At 58.6% G+C, this 18,460-nt stretch carries 10 protein-coding genes, 2 tRNA genes, 2 rRNA genes and 1 pseudogene (1 of these 15 cut by a window edge); 1 reads left to right on the forward strand and 14 read right to left on the reverse strand.

The features are described 5' to 3' along the window. The 14 genes and pseudogenes from P0120_04355 to P0120_04420 form a co-directional block, all read right to left on the reverse strand. Positions 1–158, reverse strand: a 23S ribosomal RNA gene (locus tag P0120_04355) (it extends 2,849 nt beyond the left edge of the window). A 187-nt stretch (positions 159–345) separates the two neighbouring features. Next, positions 346–421, reverse strand: a tRNA-Ala gene (locus P0120_04360). 65 nt (positions 422–486) lie between these two features. Next, positions 487–563 (reverse strand) — tRNA-Ile (locus tag P0120_04365). 183 nt (positions 564–746) lie between these two features. Next, positions 747–2,285: ribosomal RNA gene (locus tag P0120_04370) — 16S ribosomal RNA — on the reverse strand. The 16S and 23S rRNA genes sit together here with 2 tRNA genes alongside, the layout of an rRNA operon. A 593-nt stretch (positions 2,286–2,878) precedes the next feature. Then, the gene (locus P0120_04375) at positions 2,879–3,307 is read right to left on the reverse strand and encodes a hypothetical protein (GenBank protein MDF0673564.1); all 429 of its coding nucleotides are present in this window, start codon (positions 3,305–3,307) and stop codon (positions 2,879–2,881) included. 291 nt (positions 3,308–3,598) lie between these two features. After that, complete coding sequence (locus tag P0120_04380) at positions 3,599–4,267, reverse strand: hypothetical protein (GenBank protein MDF0673565.1); 669 nt, start codon at positions 4,265–4,267, stop codon at positions 3,599–3,601. A 480-nt stretch (positions 4,268–4,747) separates the two neighbouring features. Then, positions 4,748–5,245, reverse strand: coding sequence for a hypothetical protein (locus P0120_04385; GenBank protein MDF0673566.1), 498 nt, complete (start codon positions 5,243–5,245; stop codon positions 4,748–4,750). 239 nt (positions 5,246–5,484) lie between these two features. Further along, complete coding sequence (pfp, locus tag P0120_04390) at positions 5,485–6,768, reverse strand: diphosphate--fructose-6-phosphate 1-phosphotransferase (GenBank protein MDF0673567.1); 1,284 nt, start codon at positions 6,766–6,768, stop codon at positions 5,485–5,487. Positions 6,769–6,917: 149 nt separating this feature from the next. Beyond that, entirely contained in the window at positions 6,918–7,733 is an 816-nt protein-coding gene (gene ppk2 / locus P0120_04395; GenBank protein MDF0673568.1) for a polyphosphate kinase 2, read from the reverse strand. Between the two features lie 139 nt (positions 7,734–7,872). Beyond that, positions 7,873–10,791 carry a glycogen/starch/alpha-glucan family phosphorylase gene (glgP, locus tag P0120_04400; GenBank protein ID MDF0673569.1) on the reverse strand — a complete coding sequence of 973 codons (2,919 nt, stop codon included), beginning with the start codon at positions 10,789–10,791 and terminating at the stop codon, positions 7,873–7,875. A gap of 43 nt (positions 10,792–10,834) precedes the next feature. Then, positions 10,835–11,434 (reverse strand): histidine phosphatase family protein, encoded by a 600-nt coding sequence (locus tag P0120_04405; GenBank protein ID MDF0673570.1) that lies wholly within the window; start codon positions 11,432–11,434, stop codon positions 10,835–10,837. Positions 11,435–11,521: 87 nt separating this feature from the next. Then, positions 11,522–13,162 carry a glucose-6-phosphate isomerase gene (gene pgi, locus P0120_04410; GenBank protein MDF0673571.1) on the reverse strand — a complete coding sequence of 547 codons (1,641 nt, stop codon included), beginning with the start codon at positions 13,160–13,162 and terminating at the stop codon, positions 11,522–11,524. Between the two features lie 67 nt (positions 13,163–13,229). After that, positions 13,230–15,644, reverse strand: a pseudogene (locus P0120_04415) (phosphoketolase family protein). Between the two features lie 33 nt (positions 15,645–15,677). Then, positions 15,678–16,898, reverse strand: a complete 1,221-nt coding sequence (locus P0120_04420) for an acetate kinase (GenBank protein ID MDF0673572.1) — start codon at positions 16,896–16,898, stop codon at positions 15,678–15,680. A 567-nt stretch (positions 16,899–17,465) separates the two neighbouring features. Here P0120_04420 and atpG point away from each other — a divergent pair. Beyond that, positions 17,466–18,362, forward strand: coding sequence for an ATP synthase F1 subunit gamma (gene atpG / locus P0120_04425; GenBank protein MDF0673573.1), 897 nt, complete (start codon positions 17,466–17,468; stop codon positions 18,360–18,362). Positions 18,363–18,460: the final 98 nt, after the last annotated feature.

Genomic DNA, 18,460 nt, shown 5'->3' on the forward strand with positions numbered 1-18,460 from the left:
CAGACGCGGATAGGCGGCATTCATCGCCTGGGTTTCCCCATTCGGACATCCGCGGATCACGGCCTGCTTGCGGCTTCCCGCGGCTTATCGCAGCTAGCTACGTCCTTCATCGCCTGCTGATGCCAGGGCATTCACCGTACACCCTTAGTAGCTTAACAATCACTTTGCTCCTGATACACATGGTCTTTCGTCAAGACCTATTCAGTTGTCAAAGAACAACCTCGGCGCCGTTGCGCCGAGAACTGCTTAGAGGACGTTGGACAAGTCAATTCGCACTAACTCTCCGTTTACCCAACCCTCGTAGAAAATAAATTACGGTGGTAAACGGTACGCGCAAGCGCGGTTTGGTGGAGCTGGACGGAATTGAACCGACGACCCCCTGCTTGCAAAGCAGGTGCTCTCCCAACTGAGCTACAGCCCCATTCTCAACGGAAAGAGTCTGCTCCTGATACCGTGCGCGTCGCGCCCAGAAAATCAGGACTCAGATGGTGGGCCTGGATAGAGTTGAACTATCGACCCCGCGCTTATCAAGCGCGTGCTCTAACCAACTGAGCTACAGGCCCAGCTGAGTCTGAAGCGACCAGGGCCCGTATTCGACTCGATCTCTCCATAAATGCAATAATTTACCATTTGTGGAGAAGCGCCGTCTGAACCCTCACAACAATCGTATCGTGCGTATCGTGTAAGTATGTATTGAAGAGGTGGCCCTCAGCCCGAGTTTTCTGCAGAGTCATAAGACTCCTTAGAAAGGAGGTGATCCAGCCGCAGGTTCCCCTACGGCTACCTTGTTACGACTTCACCCCAATCATCGGTCATACCGTGGGCGTCTGCCTCCTTGCGGTTGGCGCCAACGACTTCAGGTACAACAAACTTTCGTGGTGTGACGGGCGGTGTGTACAAGGCCCGGGAACGTATTCACCCCGGCGTGCTGATCCGGGATTACTAGCGATTCCGCCTTCATGAGGTCGAGTTGCAGACCTCAATCTGAACTGAGGCCGGTTTTTTGCGATTGGCTCCCCCTTACGGGTTTGCAGCGCTTTGTACCGGCCATTGTAGCACGTGTGTGGCCCCAGGCATAAAGGCCATGCTGACTTGACGTCATCCCCACCTTCCTCCCCGTTCTCCTGGGCAGTCTCTCCAGAGTTCCCGGCATGACCCGTTGGTAACTGAAGACAGGGGTTGCGCTCGTTGCGGGACTTAACCCAACACCTCACGGCACGAGCTGACGACAGCCATGCAGCACCTGAGCAGGCTGGTATTGCTACCTCGTTAGGCTTTCACCCTTCTACTACCTGCATGTCCAGCCTGGGTAAGGTTCTTCGCGTTGCGTCGAATTAAACCACATGCTCCACCGCTTGTGCGGGCCCCCGTCAATTCCTTTGAGTTTCAACCTTGCGGCCGTACTTCCCAGGCGGGATACTTACTGCGTTAGCTGCGGCACCGGCGGTAACCCGCCGACACTTAGTATCCATCGTTTAAGGCGTGGACTACCAGGGTATCTAATCCTGTTTGCTCCCCACGCTTTCGAGCCTCAGCGTCAGAAATGTTCCAGAGCGCCGCCTTCGCCACCGGCCTTCCTCCCGATCTCTACGCATTTCACCGCTACACCGGGAATTCCGCGCTCCTCTCCCATCCTCTAGCCGAGCAGTCCCCTCCGCACTTTCCGGGTTAGGCCCGGAGATTTCACGGAGGGCTTACCCAACCGCCTACGCTCCCTGTACGCCCAGTAAATCCGAACAACGCTTGCCACCTTCGTATTACCGCGGCTGCTGGCACGAAGTTAGCCGTGGCTGCTTCTGCAGGTACCGTCCGAACGGTTGCCCGTCCCATCTTCCCTGCCGAAAGGGGTTTACAATCCGAAGACCTTCATCCCCCACGCGGCGTCGCTGCGTCAGGCTGTCGCCCATTGCGCAATATTCCTTACTGCTGCCTCCCGTAGGAGTCTGGCCCGTGTCGCAGTGCCAGTGTGGCTGATCGTCCTCTCAGACCAGCTACCCGTCGAAGCCTTGGTGAGCCGTTACCTCACCAACAAGCTGATAGGACATGAGCCCATCCAAGAGCGCGATACCCACGGTATCGCTTTCTCTCTCGATCCGCAGACCGAGAGTCGTATGCGGTATTAGCTAACCTTTCGGCTAGTTATTCCCCACTCGAGGGTAGGTTACCCATGTATTCCTCACCCGTTCGCCGCTTTACAAACGTATTGCTACGTCTTCTCGCTCGACTTGCATGTATTAGGCGCGCCGCCAGCGTTCGTTCTGAGCCAGGATCAAACTCTCAAATAGGTGTTCTTAGAATTTGGACCAAGGGCCACCACTTCAATACACCTTACACCTTGCTCAACGTCCTCTATTCAGTTTTCAAAGAACGATCGCGTTCATCACGCGAGCCGCGCACTATACAATGTGCACGGTGGCGTGTCAAGGGACCCGCTCGAAATAAATTCGGGTAGTTTCCCTTCGGCACCGCACCGTGACTCGCTGTCAGGCGCGGTCATCAGGCAGGGACACTGCACCAAGAACGAGCAACAAGATAACAAGGTATTTTTCAAGAGTCAAGAGGTGGTCATGCATAAGCAAAAGCACTGAGTAACCTTCACAATATGATGCTATATTTTCGATCCATCGCCGCGCACTCCTGAAAACGTGAGGCCTTGGGACACTGGTCGACGGCTGCGATGCCGTCGGCGGCCTGTTCGGCCGCATGTTCGGCGTTCCTCCCTGCGAGACCACGCACTTCACATCCCACTCAAAATCCTACGTGGCTAACTACATCGACGGAGCCGTCTCCTCATGACGTGATGTAAATATCGAGCAGTGGAAACGGCGCGGGACTCTGAGGAAGGAATCGAGACCTGATCAGAAATCTGCGCGAAAGTTCAGTGAGACGGTTGGAGCTGGACCGCATACCTTGTACCGTCTTCCATGACTCCGCTCATTCGCAGCATGCGCGAATTCTCCGATACATATAGTGAACCGGTGACTGTGCCGCGCTCGGTCGTCACGGTCAGCTTGCCCTCGGCCAACGTGAATTGCCCGCGTCCGCTGAATGCACCGATGGTTCGATAGCTTGCAAACTCGTACCGGCCGTCGTCGGCAATGGTCACGCGAAGCCAATCGTCCCCGCGCACTTTGGGAGACCGCACCACGAGCCCGGCCCATTTGCCGGCAACCGAACCGAAGGATTCAATGGGTTGAGAGCTCCACTGTTGCTTCGACGCGACCTCAGTTGATTGACAACCTTGGGCTACCAGAGACCATAGACTCATGCAGACCAGTAATACCGCTGCTCGAATATTCTGCCTCATACTCCCTCGATTTTCCATCCGCCGTATACCTGACACCCACATGCGCTTGGCGTCCACTTAACAATACAGCGAGCCGAACAAGTGCAGCATGTTCCAATCGTTTCATACTTGCCATCCAATCGATCTTTCGAGTTCATAGTTCAGATCAACGCCCGGTACCGCTCCTGATCTCTTGGACACCGGTATGGCCGTATTCGAACCGACCTCTCGGCCACGCGGCGCGTAGGGTAGTATCATTGCAACACGGCGTCAACATCATTGATCGCCCCACACAATCGGTTGTCATGCCGACTAATGCAACGGACGTCCGCACCCTGTGAGTACTTGTCCCTGCCAATGGATGACGACACGCGAGCCAAACGACTCGCCGCTCATGCTGTCATGACAGACTTCAGCGGTGATTTCGATTTGCAGATCGCCCGCATCCCACCGGGTGATCTTCCGGGCCTGATCGGTGACCGCGTTCGACAACCGGCGTTCGATGCGCTTTTCGCCGTACTCAGTAATCAGCACGATGCGCGACATCTCGCGCATTTCCAGCACCCACGGCGGTTCGTTCCCGATACCTCGAAAGTCCACGCCCTCAAGCTTCGCGTGCTCCCATACGGCGCGCCGGTGGTTGTTGCGGCAGATGAGGGTTTCCTTTCCTGGCTCGGACAGCATGCCGTGCTCGCCCTCGATGACGAGTTCCACTTCGCCTTGCGCGTAGCGAGACGGCCTCGCACCAGGAACAGCCGTGAGGCGCAAAGTTGCGCGTTCACCAAACACCCACGCTTCGTTTTTCGTGGCTCGCACGACATAGCTGGACTCGTCCGGACACACGAAGACCCACGTGTGCGTGCCCGCCTCACTATCAATACCCGCATGGACCGCAAGCAGAATGCCGCAGGCCGTCGCCCATACCACGACTGCAAAGGCGGGAATGGTGCGTACCCAGTCGGGATGTCTGAAGGGTGGCATGAGTCGTCTTTCTTCAACGAATTAATCTAACCCTCGCATGGAGCCTCGTGCTTAAGTGAGATCAGAAAGACCTGTTCGAATCTACTCCCGCCGGGAAATCAGGGATGATTCACTGATGGCCAATTGCTATAGTGCATTCCCTGTTCGTCCGGCAATTTGCACAGGCGGGTATGCCTCGGATCTCAGCATGAAGATTCGAACAGGGCCGATGTCCTGTCGCCGGCGGCACGGAAAAATTCCAATCCGATCTTCAGTGGCGCGACCATATCCTGTTTTATGAATACTTTCACGGGGACAACGGGGCGGGCCTCGGCGCGAGCCACCAGACCGGCTGGACCGGGTGCGTGGCGAGACTGATCCGGCTCCTTGGCCTCCTGGATGCCAAGCGAGCATTGGAAACGGGCAAGGCGGCATTCAAGAAAGGCAGCTCATGACGGCACCGGGAGTACGTCGTCCAGGCTACTCTCGACAGAGCCCGCCTTACTTCTTGATCGGCTGAACAGACGACGCCAGTTGGACATCCACCAGTTGTTGGAGGCGGCGTTCCAGTTGGAGAAACCGTGCTGCGGTTTTGGGAGACAAGGCCCCCGCGAGCTCCTCAAATGCTTTCTTCCGGAGGTCAAGCGTCATCTGATCCACTTCAAACACTCGCCGCGCCAGATCCTTGGCACCGGCGTCGCTAAACGACTCGTACGACTTCCTATAGTCCTCCATCACCGCAATCTTCTTGTCGTTGATGGCCGCCGATTCCACTTCGTATTTCCGATAGAGGGGCCAGAAGATGTCGGCTTCCTCGCGTGTGAGTTGCATCCGGTCCGCGATCAGTTTCATCTTCTTCGTCCGAAGGTCCGCGCGCAACAGCTCAATGTCCGAGCCAGCATCGCGCTCTTCGGCAAAAGCGGCTGGCGGCGGCGCCACGACAAAAAACGCTGAAACCATGCTCGCTGCCAAGGCAGCGACAAGGGCTGTTCTGATCATAATCGTTGATCCCTCCCATCAAACTGAAACTTGGCTTCCGACCGAGATACATCGTCCCTATTACAAACGCCACCGCACAATCAGGACGATCAGGGTAGGGCTTCCCATTAACATAGAAGCCAGCCAGCCCGCAATGGTCAGCGCAACGAACGATCAGCGCCCTTCGCACGAGCCTTTCGCTTGTTCTTCTGGGGATTCCAGCTACTGTGGTCGGGTTGATCTCCCACCGGCATAACTGATCACGATCCACCCCGCCGACGCTCATCCTCGACCACATACTCGAAACTCGATCGAAACTCTGCCGGTGTCATGCGCGTGAGGGTCGCGTACTTACCGAGCAAATCGGGCTGTTCGAAGTCTTCCGGTCCGAGGCGGACCATGTACCGCCGGGCGATCTCATAGCCGGCAGAGCGGACATCGACCGGCCGGACCCTCGTCCGGCCGGTGCGGGAGTCAAGAATCTCGTCGAACGGGATGGGCATGAACCGCCCATGGACCATCGCCGCCACGGCTGCTCCGCCCCCTTCCAGCAGAAGACCGGCCGCACTGCATCCCAAATCCCGCGTATATTCGAGATCGAACCCGATCGGATCCGCACATCGCAACTCAAATCCGATATCCTTTTCGCGGAACACCGGCTCGATGCCCAGCGGCACGAGCCGAGCCAGGACGGCGCGTGAGAGCAGCTCAGCAAGATTGACTTTTGACAGCTCGATGTGGCCGTGATCGTCGCGAGGCAACGCCGCATCTTGGGATAACTCCTCGGGATCCAATGCCTCGGCCAGCCCCTCTGCCATCACGGCCACGCCGTCCTCATGCCCCTGGCTCAATCGCTTGAGAATTGCGCCGACCACCACATCGACGACACGGGAGAGGGGGAGCGGGCGCGCGGAGAACTCTTCGGGGATGAGCGTGAGCGTGGCGCCGGCTGCCTTCCCAATGCCCAACGCCAGGTGGCCAGCCTGCCGTCCCATCGCCACAACAATAAACCAGTGTGAGGTGCTACGCGCCTCCACCATGAGAGTCTTGACGATCTGCGCGCCGATGTGCCGGGCTGTTTCGAAGCCGAAGGTCGGTACACCTTCCGGCAGATCCAGATCATTGTCGATCGTCTTCGGAACGTGGACGACGCGCAGACTTCCTTGGGCTGCCTGTTCCAGCTTCAGCGCGGAAAAACAGGTATCGTCGCCGCCGATCGTGATCAGGCCCGACACGTCGAGCTTGCGGAGCGTGGCGATCACGTTCTCCATATGCTGCGGGTTCTTGGTCGGATTCGCCCGAGCGGTTCGTAGATAGGAGCCGCCCTGGAGGTGGAGCCCGCTCACCTCCGCCATCGTCAGGAGCGCGGCCTTGCTCATATCACCGGCGATCAACCCCTTGAATCCGTCCCGAATGCCGATCACCTGGCGGCCAGCTGCCAGGCATCGCAACGCCGCAGCCGCGATGACACCATTGATTCCCGGCGCCGGGCCTCCGCCGACGAGAATTCCGATGGCCCTGTCCTGAGACTGCCTCATATGCATGATGGTCGCTCTACTGTCGGGACTTCCTGCAGCTGTCCCGTGATGGCCGGAACGTCCCAATGGACCCTGTTCATGGACAGGGCACAAGCGGTGTCGCCACTGAGCTGGTGAGAAAGGTTGTCGGCATCATGAAGCTGTTCCAAACGTCTTCAGAATTTTTCCGGGATGAATGTTCTGTCCTTCATCGTCGCCTGGTCATCGTATTTGTACTTCTTCGATCGTTCGGGCAATTTCACCTTCTCGCGCTTCACCTTTTTGTAGGGAATCAGGCTCAGCAGATGACTGATGCAGTTGAGCCGCGCGGCCTTCTTGTTGTCCGATCGAATGATGTACCACGGTGCATGCTTCGAGTCGGTCGCCTCCAGCATCCGGTCCCGCGCGCGCGAATACTCGTACCATTTTTCGCGCGATGGCAGATCCATCGGGCTCAGCTTCCACTGGCGCAAGGGGTCATCGACCCGTGCCCGGAAACGGCGCTCCTGCTCTTCGTTGCTCACCTCCAGCCAGTACTTGACTAGTATGATCCCGCCCTCGACGGCGTATTTCTCGACGACCGGACAGAGATCCAGGAACCGCTCATATTGCTCCTTGCTGCAGAATCCCATAACATGCTCGACGCCGGCACGGTTGTACCAACTTCGGTCCCAAATGACAATTTCGCCGGCCGCCGGGAAGTGAGCCATGTAGCGCTGGATGTACATCTGGCTCTTCTCGCGATCCGAAGGGGCGGGCAGGGCCACGACACGGAACACGCGTGGACTCACGCGCTCGGTGATGGCGCGAATGGTACCGCCCTTCCCCGCGCCGTCGCGGCCCTCGAACACCACCATGATCCTGACACCCTTTTGTTTCACCCAATCCTGGAGGTAACAGAGCTCAGCCTGAAGCTTGCGCAGTTCCTTCTCGTATTCCTTACGTTTCAGCTTCCCGTCCTTCTCTGCTTCCCGATCCTTGTCCTTGGCCATGATGCCTCAACCTCCGATCGCGATTCGTGCCTGAAGCCCCACGGCTCAACAGCCGTGACTGCTTGCTTAGGCCGGTAAAATCTTTGCAACAACACCCATTTCAATATGACCGGTCTCTGATCCCTCCTGAAACCTCTTGTTAGTCCACCGGGCAGGCCTTGACTCGCCAGATGTCGGACGCGTATTCGGCGATGGTGCGATCGCTCGAGAACTTTCCCGAGCCCGCGATGTTGAGGATCGTCTTGTTCCCCCACGCCTCCTGGTCCAAGTACAGACGGCCCAGTGCCTCGTGTGTCCGGCTGTATGCTGTGAGGTCCGCCAGATGCATGTAGAAATCCCCGTGGGCCAGCAGCGTATCGCAAATAGGGGTAAAGGCGCCAGGCTCGTTGCGGCTGAAGTAGTCCGAGGCAATGAGGTCAAGCGCGTACTTGGTCTCCGGATCATGCTCATAATGCCAGCGAGGGTTATACCAGCCCCGGCTGTCGACGACCTCCTCCGCGCTGAGCCCGAACAGGAAAAAGTTCTCCTCCCCTGCCTCTGCAGCCATTTCGATCGTCGCGCCGTCCCGCGTCCCGATGGTGAGAGCTCCATTCATCATGAACTTCATGTTGCTCGTACCACTGGCCTCATAGCCGGCGGTCGAAATCTGCTCGGATACGTCGCTGGCGGGAATGAGGTGCTCGGCCAGTGAGACACAGTAGTCTGGCAGAAACAGGACTTTGAGGCGCCCTTTCACCGCGGGATCGCCGTTGATCGTGCCGGCCAGGTTGTTGATGAATTTGATCACGAGCTTGGCCAGCCGATAGGCGGGGGCCGCCTTGCCGGCGAAGAAGAAGGTGCGAGGCGTGAAGGCGAGGCTCGGATTCTCGCGAAGCCGGTTGTACAGGATCACGATGTGCAAGGCGTTGAGGAGCTGGCGCTTATATTCATGAATGCGTTTCACCTGGCAATCGAAAATGCTCTCCGGGTCCACCGCCTCCCCGACCTGCGATTTGAGCCACTTCGCGAATCTCTCCTTCGCCTCCCGCTTGGCCGTGCGAAAGGCCTCGCGAAAACTCTTATCTTCGGCAAATGGTTTGAGCTTGGCCAGGAGGCCGAGATCGGTGATCCAGCCGTCGCCGATGGCGTCGCTGATGATCCGCGCCAAGGCGGGGTTGCATGTCAAGAGCCATCGCCGTGGCGTGACACCGTTGGTCTTGTTGTTGAACCGCGCGGGGAACATCTCGGCCAGATCCCTGACCGTCATCGTGCGGAGCAATTCGGAATGAATGGCCGCGACGCCGTTCGTACTGTGAGATCCGACGATGGCCAGATTGGCCATCCGGACCTTTCGGTTCGCGCCTTCCTCGATCAGACCGACACGTTCCACGCGCCCCTCGTCGCCCGGAAACCGGCCACGGACCGTATCCAGGAACCGACGGTTGATCTCGCAGATGATTTCCGCCAGCCTCGGCAGTACGCTGTCGAACCATCTGAGTGGCCATTTCTCCAACGCCTCGGGAAGCAGCGTATGGTTCGTATAGGCAAGCGACCGTTGCGTCAGGTCCCAGGCCTGTTCCCAGCCCAGGTGTGCGTCATCGAGTAGGATCCGCATGAGTTCCGGCACGGCCATCGCCGGATGGGTGTCGTTCAATTGGATGGCCACCTGCTCAGGCAACAGACTCCAGTCGTCCTGTGCGCGTCTGAAGCGACGGATGAGATCGGCGAGTGAGCAGGCGACGAGGAAATATTCCTGCAGGAACCGCAACCCCTGCCCCATGGACGTGGAGTCGTCCGGATAGAGGACGCGCGTGAGGGATTCGGCGCCGAGGGTTTCCGCCAGCGCGCCGACGAAATCACCGCTGCTGAATTGCTGAAAATCGAAATAATCGGGCGTGCCCGCTGCCCACAGCCGCAGCGTATTGATGGTCTTGCCGCCGTACCCGATGACAGGGCGATCGAAGGGAATTCCGAGCAACGTGGACGGCCGTCCATGGACCGGCTTGAGCGCACCGGCCTGCAACTCGAATGAGCAGTTCAATTTGACCTCGACGGCATCATCACGGCGCGCCACCTCCCAGGGATCAGGCCTCCGAAGCCAGTTATCCGGCTGTTCGCACTGCCAACCGTCCCTGATCGTCTGCCTGAAGATACCGTACTCGTAGCGGAGCCCATACCCCATCCCAGGAATCTGCAGCGTCGCCATCGAGTCGATGAAACAGGCCGCCAGCCTCCCGAGTCCGCCGTTGCCCAGGCCGGCGTCCGGTTCGGACTCAGTCAGTGCGAGCGGGTCGAGCCCTCTCTTGTTCATGGCCTTCAACGCCAACGGTCCCAACAGCGCGTTGGTGAGGTTGTTGATAAATGAACGCCCGAGTAAGAACTCCATTGAGAGGTAGTACACCCGCTTGGGATTCTTCTGTTCATAGGTCTCTTCTGTCTTGAGCCAACGCTGCGAAATCACGTCCCGAACCGACCGAGCCGCCGCCTCGAATTGCTCATATTGGGTCGCCCGCTCGGGATCGAGAACGTGGTCGAAAATCAAATGTCGTTCATAGAGCGCATCCCTCGTGCCGGTAAACTGGATGGGGCCGCATCCGTATTGTTCGAGCAGTTCGTTCAGACGAACGTTCATACCACCTCCATGAAACGATTCATGAATGTACCTTGCCGCCAAGCCGGTCGGCGGGTCAGTACCCTGCCTCAGCAGCTCCACAAGCGTGCCGCTTCGGCAGTACAGGCTGAAGTTCACGCCGTCGGCATCGACGGTCGCCCTAAGCGGAGCGCTTCGCCCTGGGCCTATCCCCTTGCCTCTCATCTGATCTCGCTTCGACTCAGATCTAATCCGCTTCCGTGGACCATCCGCTGCGTCGGGCGATCCTGTCGCACTCTTCGCCCTGACCACGCACGTCCAGCAGCGACTTCCCCGGGGTTGGCCGGCGGCGGATCCGTCGACAACATGGAGGTCTTCGCCCATTCGATCAGGTCGCTGAGTCTGACAAGTTCCCTGGCTTTCGAACCAGGTGCCTCGGATCGAGTCATCGACATGCTTCACAACGGTTTCAGCCGGACTCCCTGCCATCCATCGATTTCTCTCATCGAATGGTTTGCGCTCGCGTATTGAGTCAAACGTCTACATGGCGAGTCTCATTCCACAGTCGGATCACCGGACGGGATAGGTCATGTTCGTACCCCAAGGCACTCAAGCTCGCCGTGCTCAGCATGAAGAACTTACAATTGACCGTCGGTTCAAGCCCAAGCCAGCTGGTGGCTAACACGCGCATGAAGTGCCCACTGGTAAACAGCAAGACGTCCCCTGTCACCGCGCGCACCCGCCGCACGACACGGTCGGCACGCTCGCCGACTTGTTTAGGGGATTCCCCTCCCGGGCATCCATCGCGGAACAGTTCCCAGTCCGGACGTTCCGCCCGAATCTCATCCGTGCGGCGTCCTTCATACCGGCCGTAGTCCCACTCGACCAGATCCCGATCGACTTCAGCCACTGCCCCGAAGCCAGCCAGTTCGCATGTTCGGGCTGCCCGTTGCAACGGACTCGTCAACACCTTGGCGAATGTCAATCCTTTCAGCCGTTCTCCAAGCCGGCGAGCGGTGCGCTCGCCCCGCTCAGTCAGCGGCAAATCGGTCAGTCCTGTATGCTGGCGCGAGATGGTCCAAGCGGTCTCACCGTGCCTGGCCAGGTAGACGATCGGAAGATCTTCGCTCATAACATGGTTGCTTTGAACCGGCCCTCGGCCTTCAGGTTCCCTTCCCTTCGATTCTCAGTTCTCACTTCCGACTCCTTAGATGACCTGTCAGCCCGTCAGGCGAAACCGGCGGTAACGCCGGATCAACGCGTTGGTCGAGCTGTCGTGTCGGAGATCCGGATCTGTCCCGCTCGTCAATTCCGGCGTGATTCGTTTGGCCAGCACTTTACCCAGCTCCACACCCCACTGGTCGAACGAGTTGATGCGCCAGACCGTGCCCTGGACGAAGACCTTGTGCTCGTAGAGCGCGATCAATTTTCCGAACATTTCCGGCGTCAGTTGCTCGACCAGGATGGTATTCGTCGGGCGGTTGCCTGGAAACGTCCGGTGCGGCACGAGAGCCGGAGTTACCCCTTCAGCCTCCACTTCCGCGGCCGTTTTGCCGAAGGCTAGGGCCTCTGTCTGCGCAAACAGATTGGACGCCAACAGATCGTGATGCTGTCCCCTGGGATTGAGCGATCGGCAGAACCCGATGAAGTCGCACGGGATCAACCGCGTGCCCTGATGAATCAATTGATAGAACGCGTGCTGGCCATTGGTGCCGGGCTGTCCCCAAATGACCGGGCCCGTCTGGTAATTCACCACGCTCCCCCCTCGATCCACACGCTTCCCGTTGCTCTCCATATCGAGCTGCTGCAGATAGGCACTCAGCCGTCCGAGGTAGTGATCATAGGGCAAAATCGCCTGAGACTCGGCGTTGAAGAAATTCACGTACCAGAGTCCGATGAGCCCGAGCAAGACGGGCAGGTTCTTGTCGAACGGAGCGGTCCGGAAATGCTCGTCCATGGCATGGTATCCGGCCAGCATCTCACGGAATCGCTCTGGTCCGATGGCGACCATCAGTGAGAGGCCGATGGCCGAAGGCAGCGAGTAGCGGCCTCCGACCCAGTCCCAGAATTCGAACATGTTGGCAGGATCGATTCCGAATTTCGCGACTTCCCCCGCATTCGTGGACACAGCCACGAAGTGGCGGGCCACCGCCCCGTCGTCTTTAAGCGCTTGCAGGCACCAGGCCCGCGCGGTCTGTGCGTTCGTGAGGGTCTCCTGCGTGGTAAATGTCTTCGAGCAGATGATGAACAGGGTCTCCGCCGGATCGAGGTCCCGCGTCGACTCAGCGATATCGGTCGCATCAACGTTCGAGACGAACCGAACCGCCAGGGCGCGATCGCTGTAGGCCCGCAGCGCCTCGTAGGCCATGACGGGCCCCAGGTCCGAGCCCCCGATTCCGATGTTCACGACAGTGCGAATGCGCTTGCCGGTATGACCTTTCCACTGGCCGCTGCGCACAAGGTTTGCGAAGCCGGCCATCTTCTCGATCACCGCGTGGACCTTCGGCACGACGTTCTCGCCATCCACTCGAATGGCGGCACCGGCGGGAGCGCGCAGCGCGACGTGGAGAACCGCGCGATGCTCGGTCACATTGAGCTTCTCGCCACGGAACATCGCGTCGATACCGGCGCGCAAGCCGCCGGTGTCGGCGAGTTCCAGCAACAGACGCATCGTGTCGTCCCTGAGGCGGTTTTTCGAATAATCAAGATAGATTCCCTGCGCCTCACACACCAGACGTGCGCCGCGCCCGGGATCTTTTGCAAACAGATCCCGCATGTGCAGGCCCTTGACCGCCTCGTAATGTTCCTGAAGCGCCTTCCAAGCAACACCTTGCGTCAGTGGAACTGCACCGCTCGTCATCGCATCACCTCCTTGGCATTCCCGCCGGACTCATGAGATCGGATTGTCGCTCCATGGAGTAACTCATTTACACATTGTCCGATTCCGTGGATGACGCGCGTCGTCCCGCCGAGGCACGCTGTCCCCACTGCCAGTCGTTGATCTCGGGCATGTCTTCGCCGTACTTGGCGATGTACTCCTTGTGCTCAAGCAATTTGTCACCAATCGCCTGCTTGGCATAGGCGGCGCGGGATCCGAGTTGCGGCAACCGGTCGATCACGTCGCCGAAGAGGTGGAACCGGTCGAGGTCGTTCATGACGACCATGTCGAACGGAGTGCTCGTCGTCCCTTCCTCCTTGTAGCCACGCACGTGCAGGTTGTGATGGTTCGTCCGCCGATACGTGAGGCGGTGGATCAGCCAGGGGTAGCCGTGGAACGCGAAAATGATCGGCTTGTCCTTGGTGAAGAGCGCGTCGAAGTCCCTGTCCGGCAGGCCATTTGGATGCTCGCTCGAGGGCTGAAGCTTCATGAGGTTCACGACATTGATCACGCGAATCTTCAGCTCAGGAACATGCTGGCGGAAGAGATCCACGGCGGCCAGCGTCTCCAGCGTTGGCACGTCTCCGCAACAAACCATGACGACATCAGGATCTCCCCCCTTGTCGTTGCTGGCCCATTCCCAGATGCCGATGCCCGCCGCGCAATGCTTGACCGCCTGATCCATCGTCAGCCATTGCGGAGCCGGTTGTTTGCCGGCCACAATGACGTTGACGTAATTACGGCTGCGCAGGCAATGGTCGGTCACCGACAGGAGCGTGTTGGCGTCCGGCGGCAGGTAGACACGCACGACCTCTGCTTTCTTGTTGACGACATGATCGATGAAGCCGGGATCCTGATGGCTGAAACCGTTGTGATCCTGACGCCAGACGTGAGAGCTCAAGAGATAGTTGAGCGAGGCGATCGGCCGCCGCCAGGGTATCTCATTACAAACCTTCAGCCACTTGGCATGCTGGTTGAACATCGAGTCGATAATATGAATGAACGCCTCGTAGCAGGAAAAAAATCCGTGCCGGCCGGTTAAGAGATAGCCCTCCAACCAACCCTGGCATTGATGCTCGCTGAGCATCTCCATCACCCGGCCATCCGGCGCCAGATGGTCGTCGTAGGGATAGCGGTCCGCCATCCAGGCCCGGTTGGTCACCTCCAATGCATCCTGCCAGCGGTTTGAGTTGTTCTCGTCCGGACTGAAGAGCCGGAAATTCCGGCTCTCCATATTCAGCTTCAACGTGTCGCGCAGAAATTGCCCCATGAGGCGCGTGGATTCGGCATTGACCGAACCGGGCTTCGTCACCTTGACCGCATAGTCGCGGAAGTCCGGCAAACGCAGGTCCCGGAGCAGCAGACCGCCGTTGGCATGCGGATTGGCGCTCATGCGACGCGCGCCTTTCGGCGGCAATTCGGCGAGCTCCGGTTTCAACCGGCCGGTCTCGTCGAAGAGTTCCTCCGGTTTGTACGACTTCATCCATTTCTCAAGAATCTTCACGTGTCCCGGTTTTTCGTGCATTTCGCCCATCGGCACCTGGTGGCTGCGCCAGTAGTCCTCGGTTCGTTTGCCGTCGATTTCCTTCGGGCAGGTCCAGCCTTTCGGAGAACGGAGAATGATCATCGGCCAGCGCGGCCGCTCTTTCACGCCGTTTTTCCTCGCCCGAGTCTGGATGCTGCGGATTTCCTCCATGCAGATGTCGATGACGGCAGCCATGAGCTGGTGCATCTTGTCCGGATCGCTGCCCTCGACAAAATGAGGCGTATACCCGTAACCACGGAAGAGCTGATCCAGTTCTTCGTGGGTGATACGAGCCAGCACGCAAGGATTGGCGATCTTGTACCCGTTCAGATGCAGGATCGGCAGCACTGCTCCATCGGACGCCGGGTTCAGGAACTTATTGGAATGCCAGGAGGTCGCCAATGGTCCGGTTTCCGCCTCGCCGTCGCCGACGACACAGGCCACGATCAGGTCGGGGTTGTCATACGCAGCCCCATAGGCGTGAGAGACCGCATATCCCAATTCGCCACCTTCGTGTATTGAGCCCGGGGTTTCAGGCGCCACGTGGCTGGGAATGCCTCCGGGAAACGAGAACTGCTTGAACAGACGCTGCATGCCCTCTTCGTCCTGTGCGATGTTCGGATAGACCTCCGAATAAGTGCCTTCCATATAGGCATTGGCGACGATGCCGGGGCCCCCGTGGCCGGGGCCGATAATGTAGATCATGTTGAGATCCCGTGCCTTGATCGCTCGATTCAGATGGGCATAGATGAAATTGAGGCCGGGGGTGGTGCCCCAATGACCCAGGAGCCGAGGCTTCACATGTTCCTTACTCAGGGGCTGTTTCAGGAGCGGGTTCTCGTACAAATAAATCTGCCCCACCGAGAGATAGTTCGCCGCCCTCCAGTAGGCATCGATCAGTTTCAGTTCCTTCTGAGATAACGGACTATCCATGACCTCTCCTTTCCTTCTGTTAGAGGAGGCTTTCTTGACTCATGAATCTAGCACGCACCGAACCGTCTCCCTGGCAATCCATGTTTCTTCATCCGCCGCGACAACGTAAGCCGCCACCCGCGATCCATGCGCACTAATCCGTGCTGCGCGACCCGGGGCGAGTCCGACCACCGCTCGATTGAGGTCACGGCTGAGTTCCAGACCGCACCATTCCATGTTCCGGCAAATCCTCTCACGAATCTCCGGCGCGTTTTCCCCGATCCCGCCCCCGAAAACGACGGCATCCGCGCCGCCTAACACGGCAAGGTAGGCGCCGAGATACTTCCGTGCCCGATAGCAGAATAGATCAATGGCGAACTCCGCCCGTTTGTCCTGCTCCTGCTCGGCCGAGCGGAGCAGCTCCCGCATGTCGTTGGACCGACCTGAAAGGCCTAGAAGGCCTGACCGCTCATTGAGCCACCGCTCAATTTCAGCCACTTCAACTTTCTCCCGATCGGACAGGTAGCCGACAATAGAGGCATCCACATCGCCCGAGCGTGTCCCCATCACCAACCCCTCCAGCGGGGTGAACCCCATCGAGGTTTCGACCGACCGGCCTTGTGCGATCGCGGTGACGGAGCAACCATTTCCCAACTGCAGAGTGATCAGACGCATTTCCTCCGATGGATGACCCGTGTAGGCCGCATACCCGGCCGCGAGCGAGGCGTGCGCAATCCCGTGGAAACCGTACCGGCGAATCCGGTGCCGCTCGGCCAACTCAACAGGAAGCGCATACTGTTTGGCGACTGCGGGCAGGGTCTGGTGAAAAGCCGTATCGAACACGGCCACCATCGGCAGCGCCGGGCCGAACGCCGCTCTGGCTCCACGAATCCCCGCGAGGCACGAGGGATTGTGCAGCGGCGCCAACTCCGACAGCGCATCGATTCCGGCCTCCACCTGCGTGGTAATCAATGTGGACTTCACATACTGATCCCCTCCGTGCACGACCCGATGCCCGACCGCTTCGATCTTATCCAGAGAGCCGACCAGTTGATCGAGCAGAATATGCAACGCATGCGCATGGTCCAGGATTTCCAAAGTCCTCGTCGAACGGCCGACGGTCCGGCCCATGAGCTCAATGCTTGCGACGCTCCCAATCCCCTTCACAGCGCCCTGGAGCAACGCCGGTCGAGCGGTCAACAGTCCCTTCGGCTCCTCAACCACATCGACAAGCCGAAATTTGATCGACGAACTACCGCTGTTGATCACCAAAACCTGCATGTCACCACTGCGCGCTCACAGCAGGAGTCCTGATTCGTTAATCATCATGCCCCTCCGTCACGCCTGCACTTGCCGCCACTGCTGTCCCCTTGCCTCCCGGTGCATCACTGTATTTCCCAAGAGCCGCAGCGCCATTACATTGGGCCGGGTGGCAGAACGCCTGCTAACCGGCCTTCATCTGATTCGTCTTGCCATGCCACGCACGCAGCCCTCGTCCTGAAGGGCACGGCCGTAGGAGAAGGTAATTATTTTCTGGCCGATTGGTCTGGCAAGAAAATGGCGATGCGTTCAGAATATCCAGCGCTCCATAGCTTTACAATGGCAAATTTTTTCGCAACGATAAATTCACGATGAATTCCTTAGTCCAGAGCACAGGGGGCAATAGAAGTGTCATCAATACAGAAATACAGATCGAACGACGGCTCCCTCTTCTCAAAGCATCGTATGCGAATCACAGAATCCGCCAAACTTGACGTGCCTCGACTGCTGATGGTAGCTTCTGCTTCCCATTGACAGTGAGTGCGATAACGACTTCGCTTTAATCAACAACCGTCAGGTATAGCCGACATGCCCAGCCTTCAATCCGTCAGGCGGAAAATCGACTCCGTCAAGAAAACTCAGAAAATCACGAAAGCGATGAAAATGGTCGCGGCGGCGAAGCTGAAACGCACGCAGGACCGCATTCTGGCCGCTCGGCCCTACGCCTTCAAGATGCGGGATGCGATCCGCAACCTCAGCCGGCGCGTCAATCGTGAAGCGCATCCCTTGCTCCGGAGACGCGAGGGAAACCGCATCGTGGTTGCAGTCATCACAAGCGACCGGGGACTGTGCGGCGCGTTCAATGCGAACATCCTCCGTACGGCAGCCGCCGCCTTGAAAGAATTCGAGTCCGGAGGCGCGCAGGTCGAGGTGGCGGTGGTGGGCCGCAAAGGTCGTGACTTTTTTCGAAGGCGTAGCTGGAAGGTGCGTCGGGAGCTGGTGGACGTCTTCGACAAACTGACGTTCGAGCACGGCATGCTGATGGGATCAGAGCTCCAGGCCATCGACGATTATGTGGCAGGTCGAATCGATGCGGCGTACGCGATCTATAACGAGTTCAAGTCCGCCATCCAGCAACGGGTGGTCGTGGAGCGTCTCCTTCCGATCGACTGGGTCGTGGAGATTGCCGATATGAAGGACGCTGCTCAGACGACTGAGTCACTGGCGGGGGGCTACCTGTACGAACCGAGCGAGGACGAATTACTCGAACAACTCCTGCACCGCCACCTGCACGTCCAGCTTTACCGGATGCTGCTGGAATCGTCTGCAGCGGAACAGGGCGCCCGCATGACAGCGATGGACGGCGCCACGCGGAACGCCGGCGAACTGATCAAGAAGCTCACGATCTACTACAACAAGACCAGGCAGGCGGCGATCACGAAGGAGCTCATGGACATCGTCGGCGGCGCCGAAGCTCTCAAATAACCTCTCTCATCCCCCAGCCCCTGGACTTCCGATCGATCGGCGAGAGCCGACACCACACCACAGCCTTCATGACAACGTCGTCGAAATCAGCCCCTCCG

Origin of the sequence: Nitrospira sp. (assembly GCA_029194675.1) — a bacterium.
Classification (GTDB): Bacteria; Nitrospirota; Nitrospiria; order Nitrospirales; family Nitrospiraceae; genus Nitrospira_D.

Coding starts and splice junctions, on each gene's coding strand:
- P0120_04420 (MDF0673572.1), bottom strand. CDS start 16,898: ATGCAGGTTTTGGTGATCAACAGCGGTAGTTCGTCGATCAAATTTCGG.
- pfp (MDF0673567.1), bottom strand. CDS start 6,768: ATGCATATGAGGCAGTCTCAGGACAGGGCCATCGGAATTCTCGTCGGC.
- P0120_04385 (MDF0673566.1), bottom strand. CDS start 5,245: ATGATCAGAACAGCCCTTGTCGCTGCCTTGGCAGCGAGCATGGTTTCA.
- glgP (MDF0673569.1), bottom strand. CDS start 10,791: ATGGCAGGGAGTCCGGCTGAAACCGTTGTGAAGCATGTCGATGACTCG.
- P0120_04380 (MDF0673565.1), bottom strand. CDS start 4,267: ATGCCACCCTTCAGACATCCCGACTGGGTACGCACCATTCCCGCCTTT.
- P0120_04405 (MDF0673570.1), bottom strand. CDS start 11,434: ATGAGCGAAGATCTTCCGATCGTCTACCTGGCCAGGCACGGTGAGACC.
- pgi (MDF0673571.1), bottom strand. CDS start 13,162: ATGACGAGCGGTGCAGTTCCACTGACGCAAGGTGTTGCTTGGAAGGCG.
- atpG (MDF0673573.1), top strand. CDS start 17,466: ATGCCCAGCCTTCAATCCGTCAGGCGGAAAATCGACTCCGTCAAGAAA.
- ppk2 (MDF0673568.1), bottom strand. CDS start 7,733: ATGGCCAAGGACAAGGATCGGGAAGCAGAGAAGGACGGGAAGCTGAAA.
- P0120_04375 (MDF0673564.1), bottom strand. CDS start 3,307: ATGAGGCAGAATATTCGAGCAGCGGTATTACTGGTCTGCATGAGTCTA.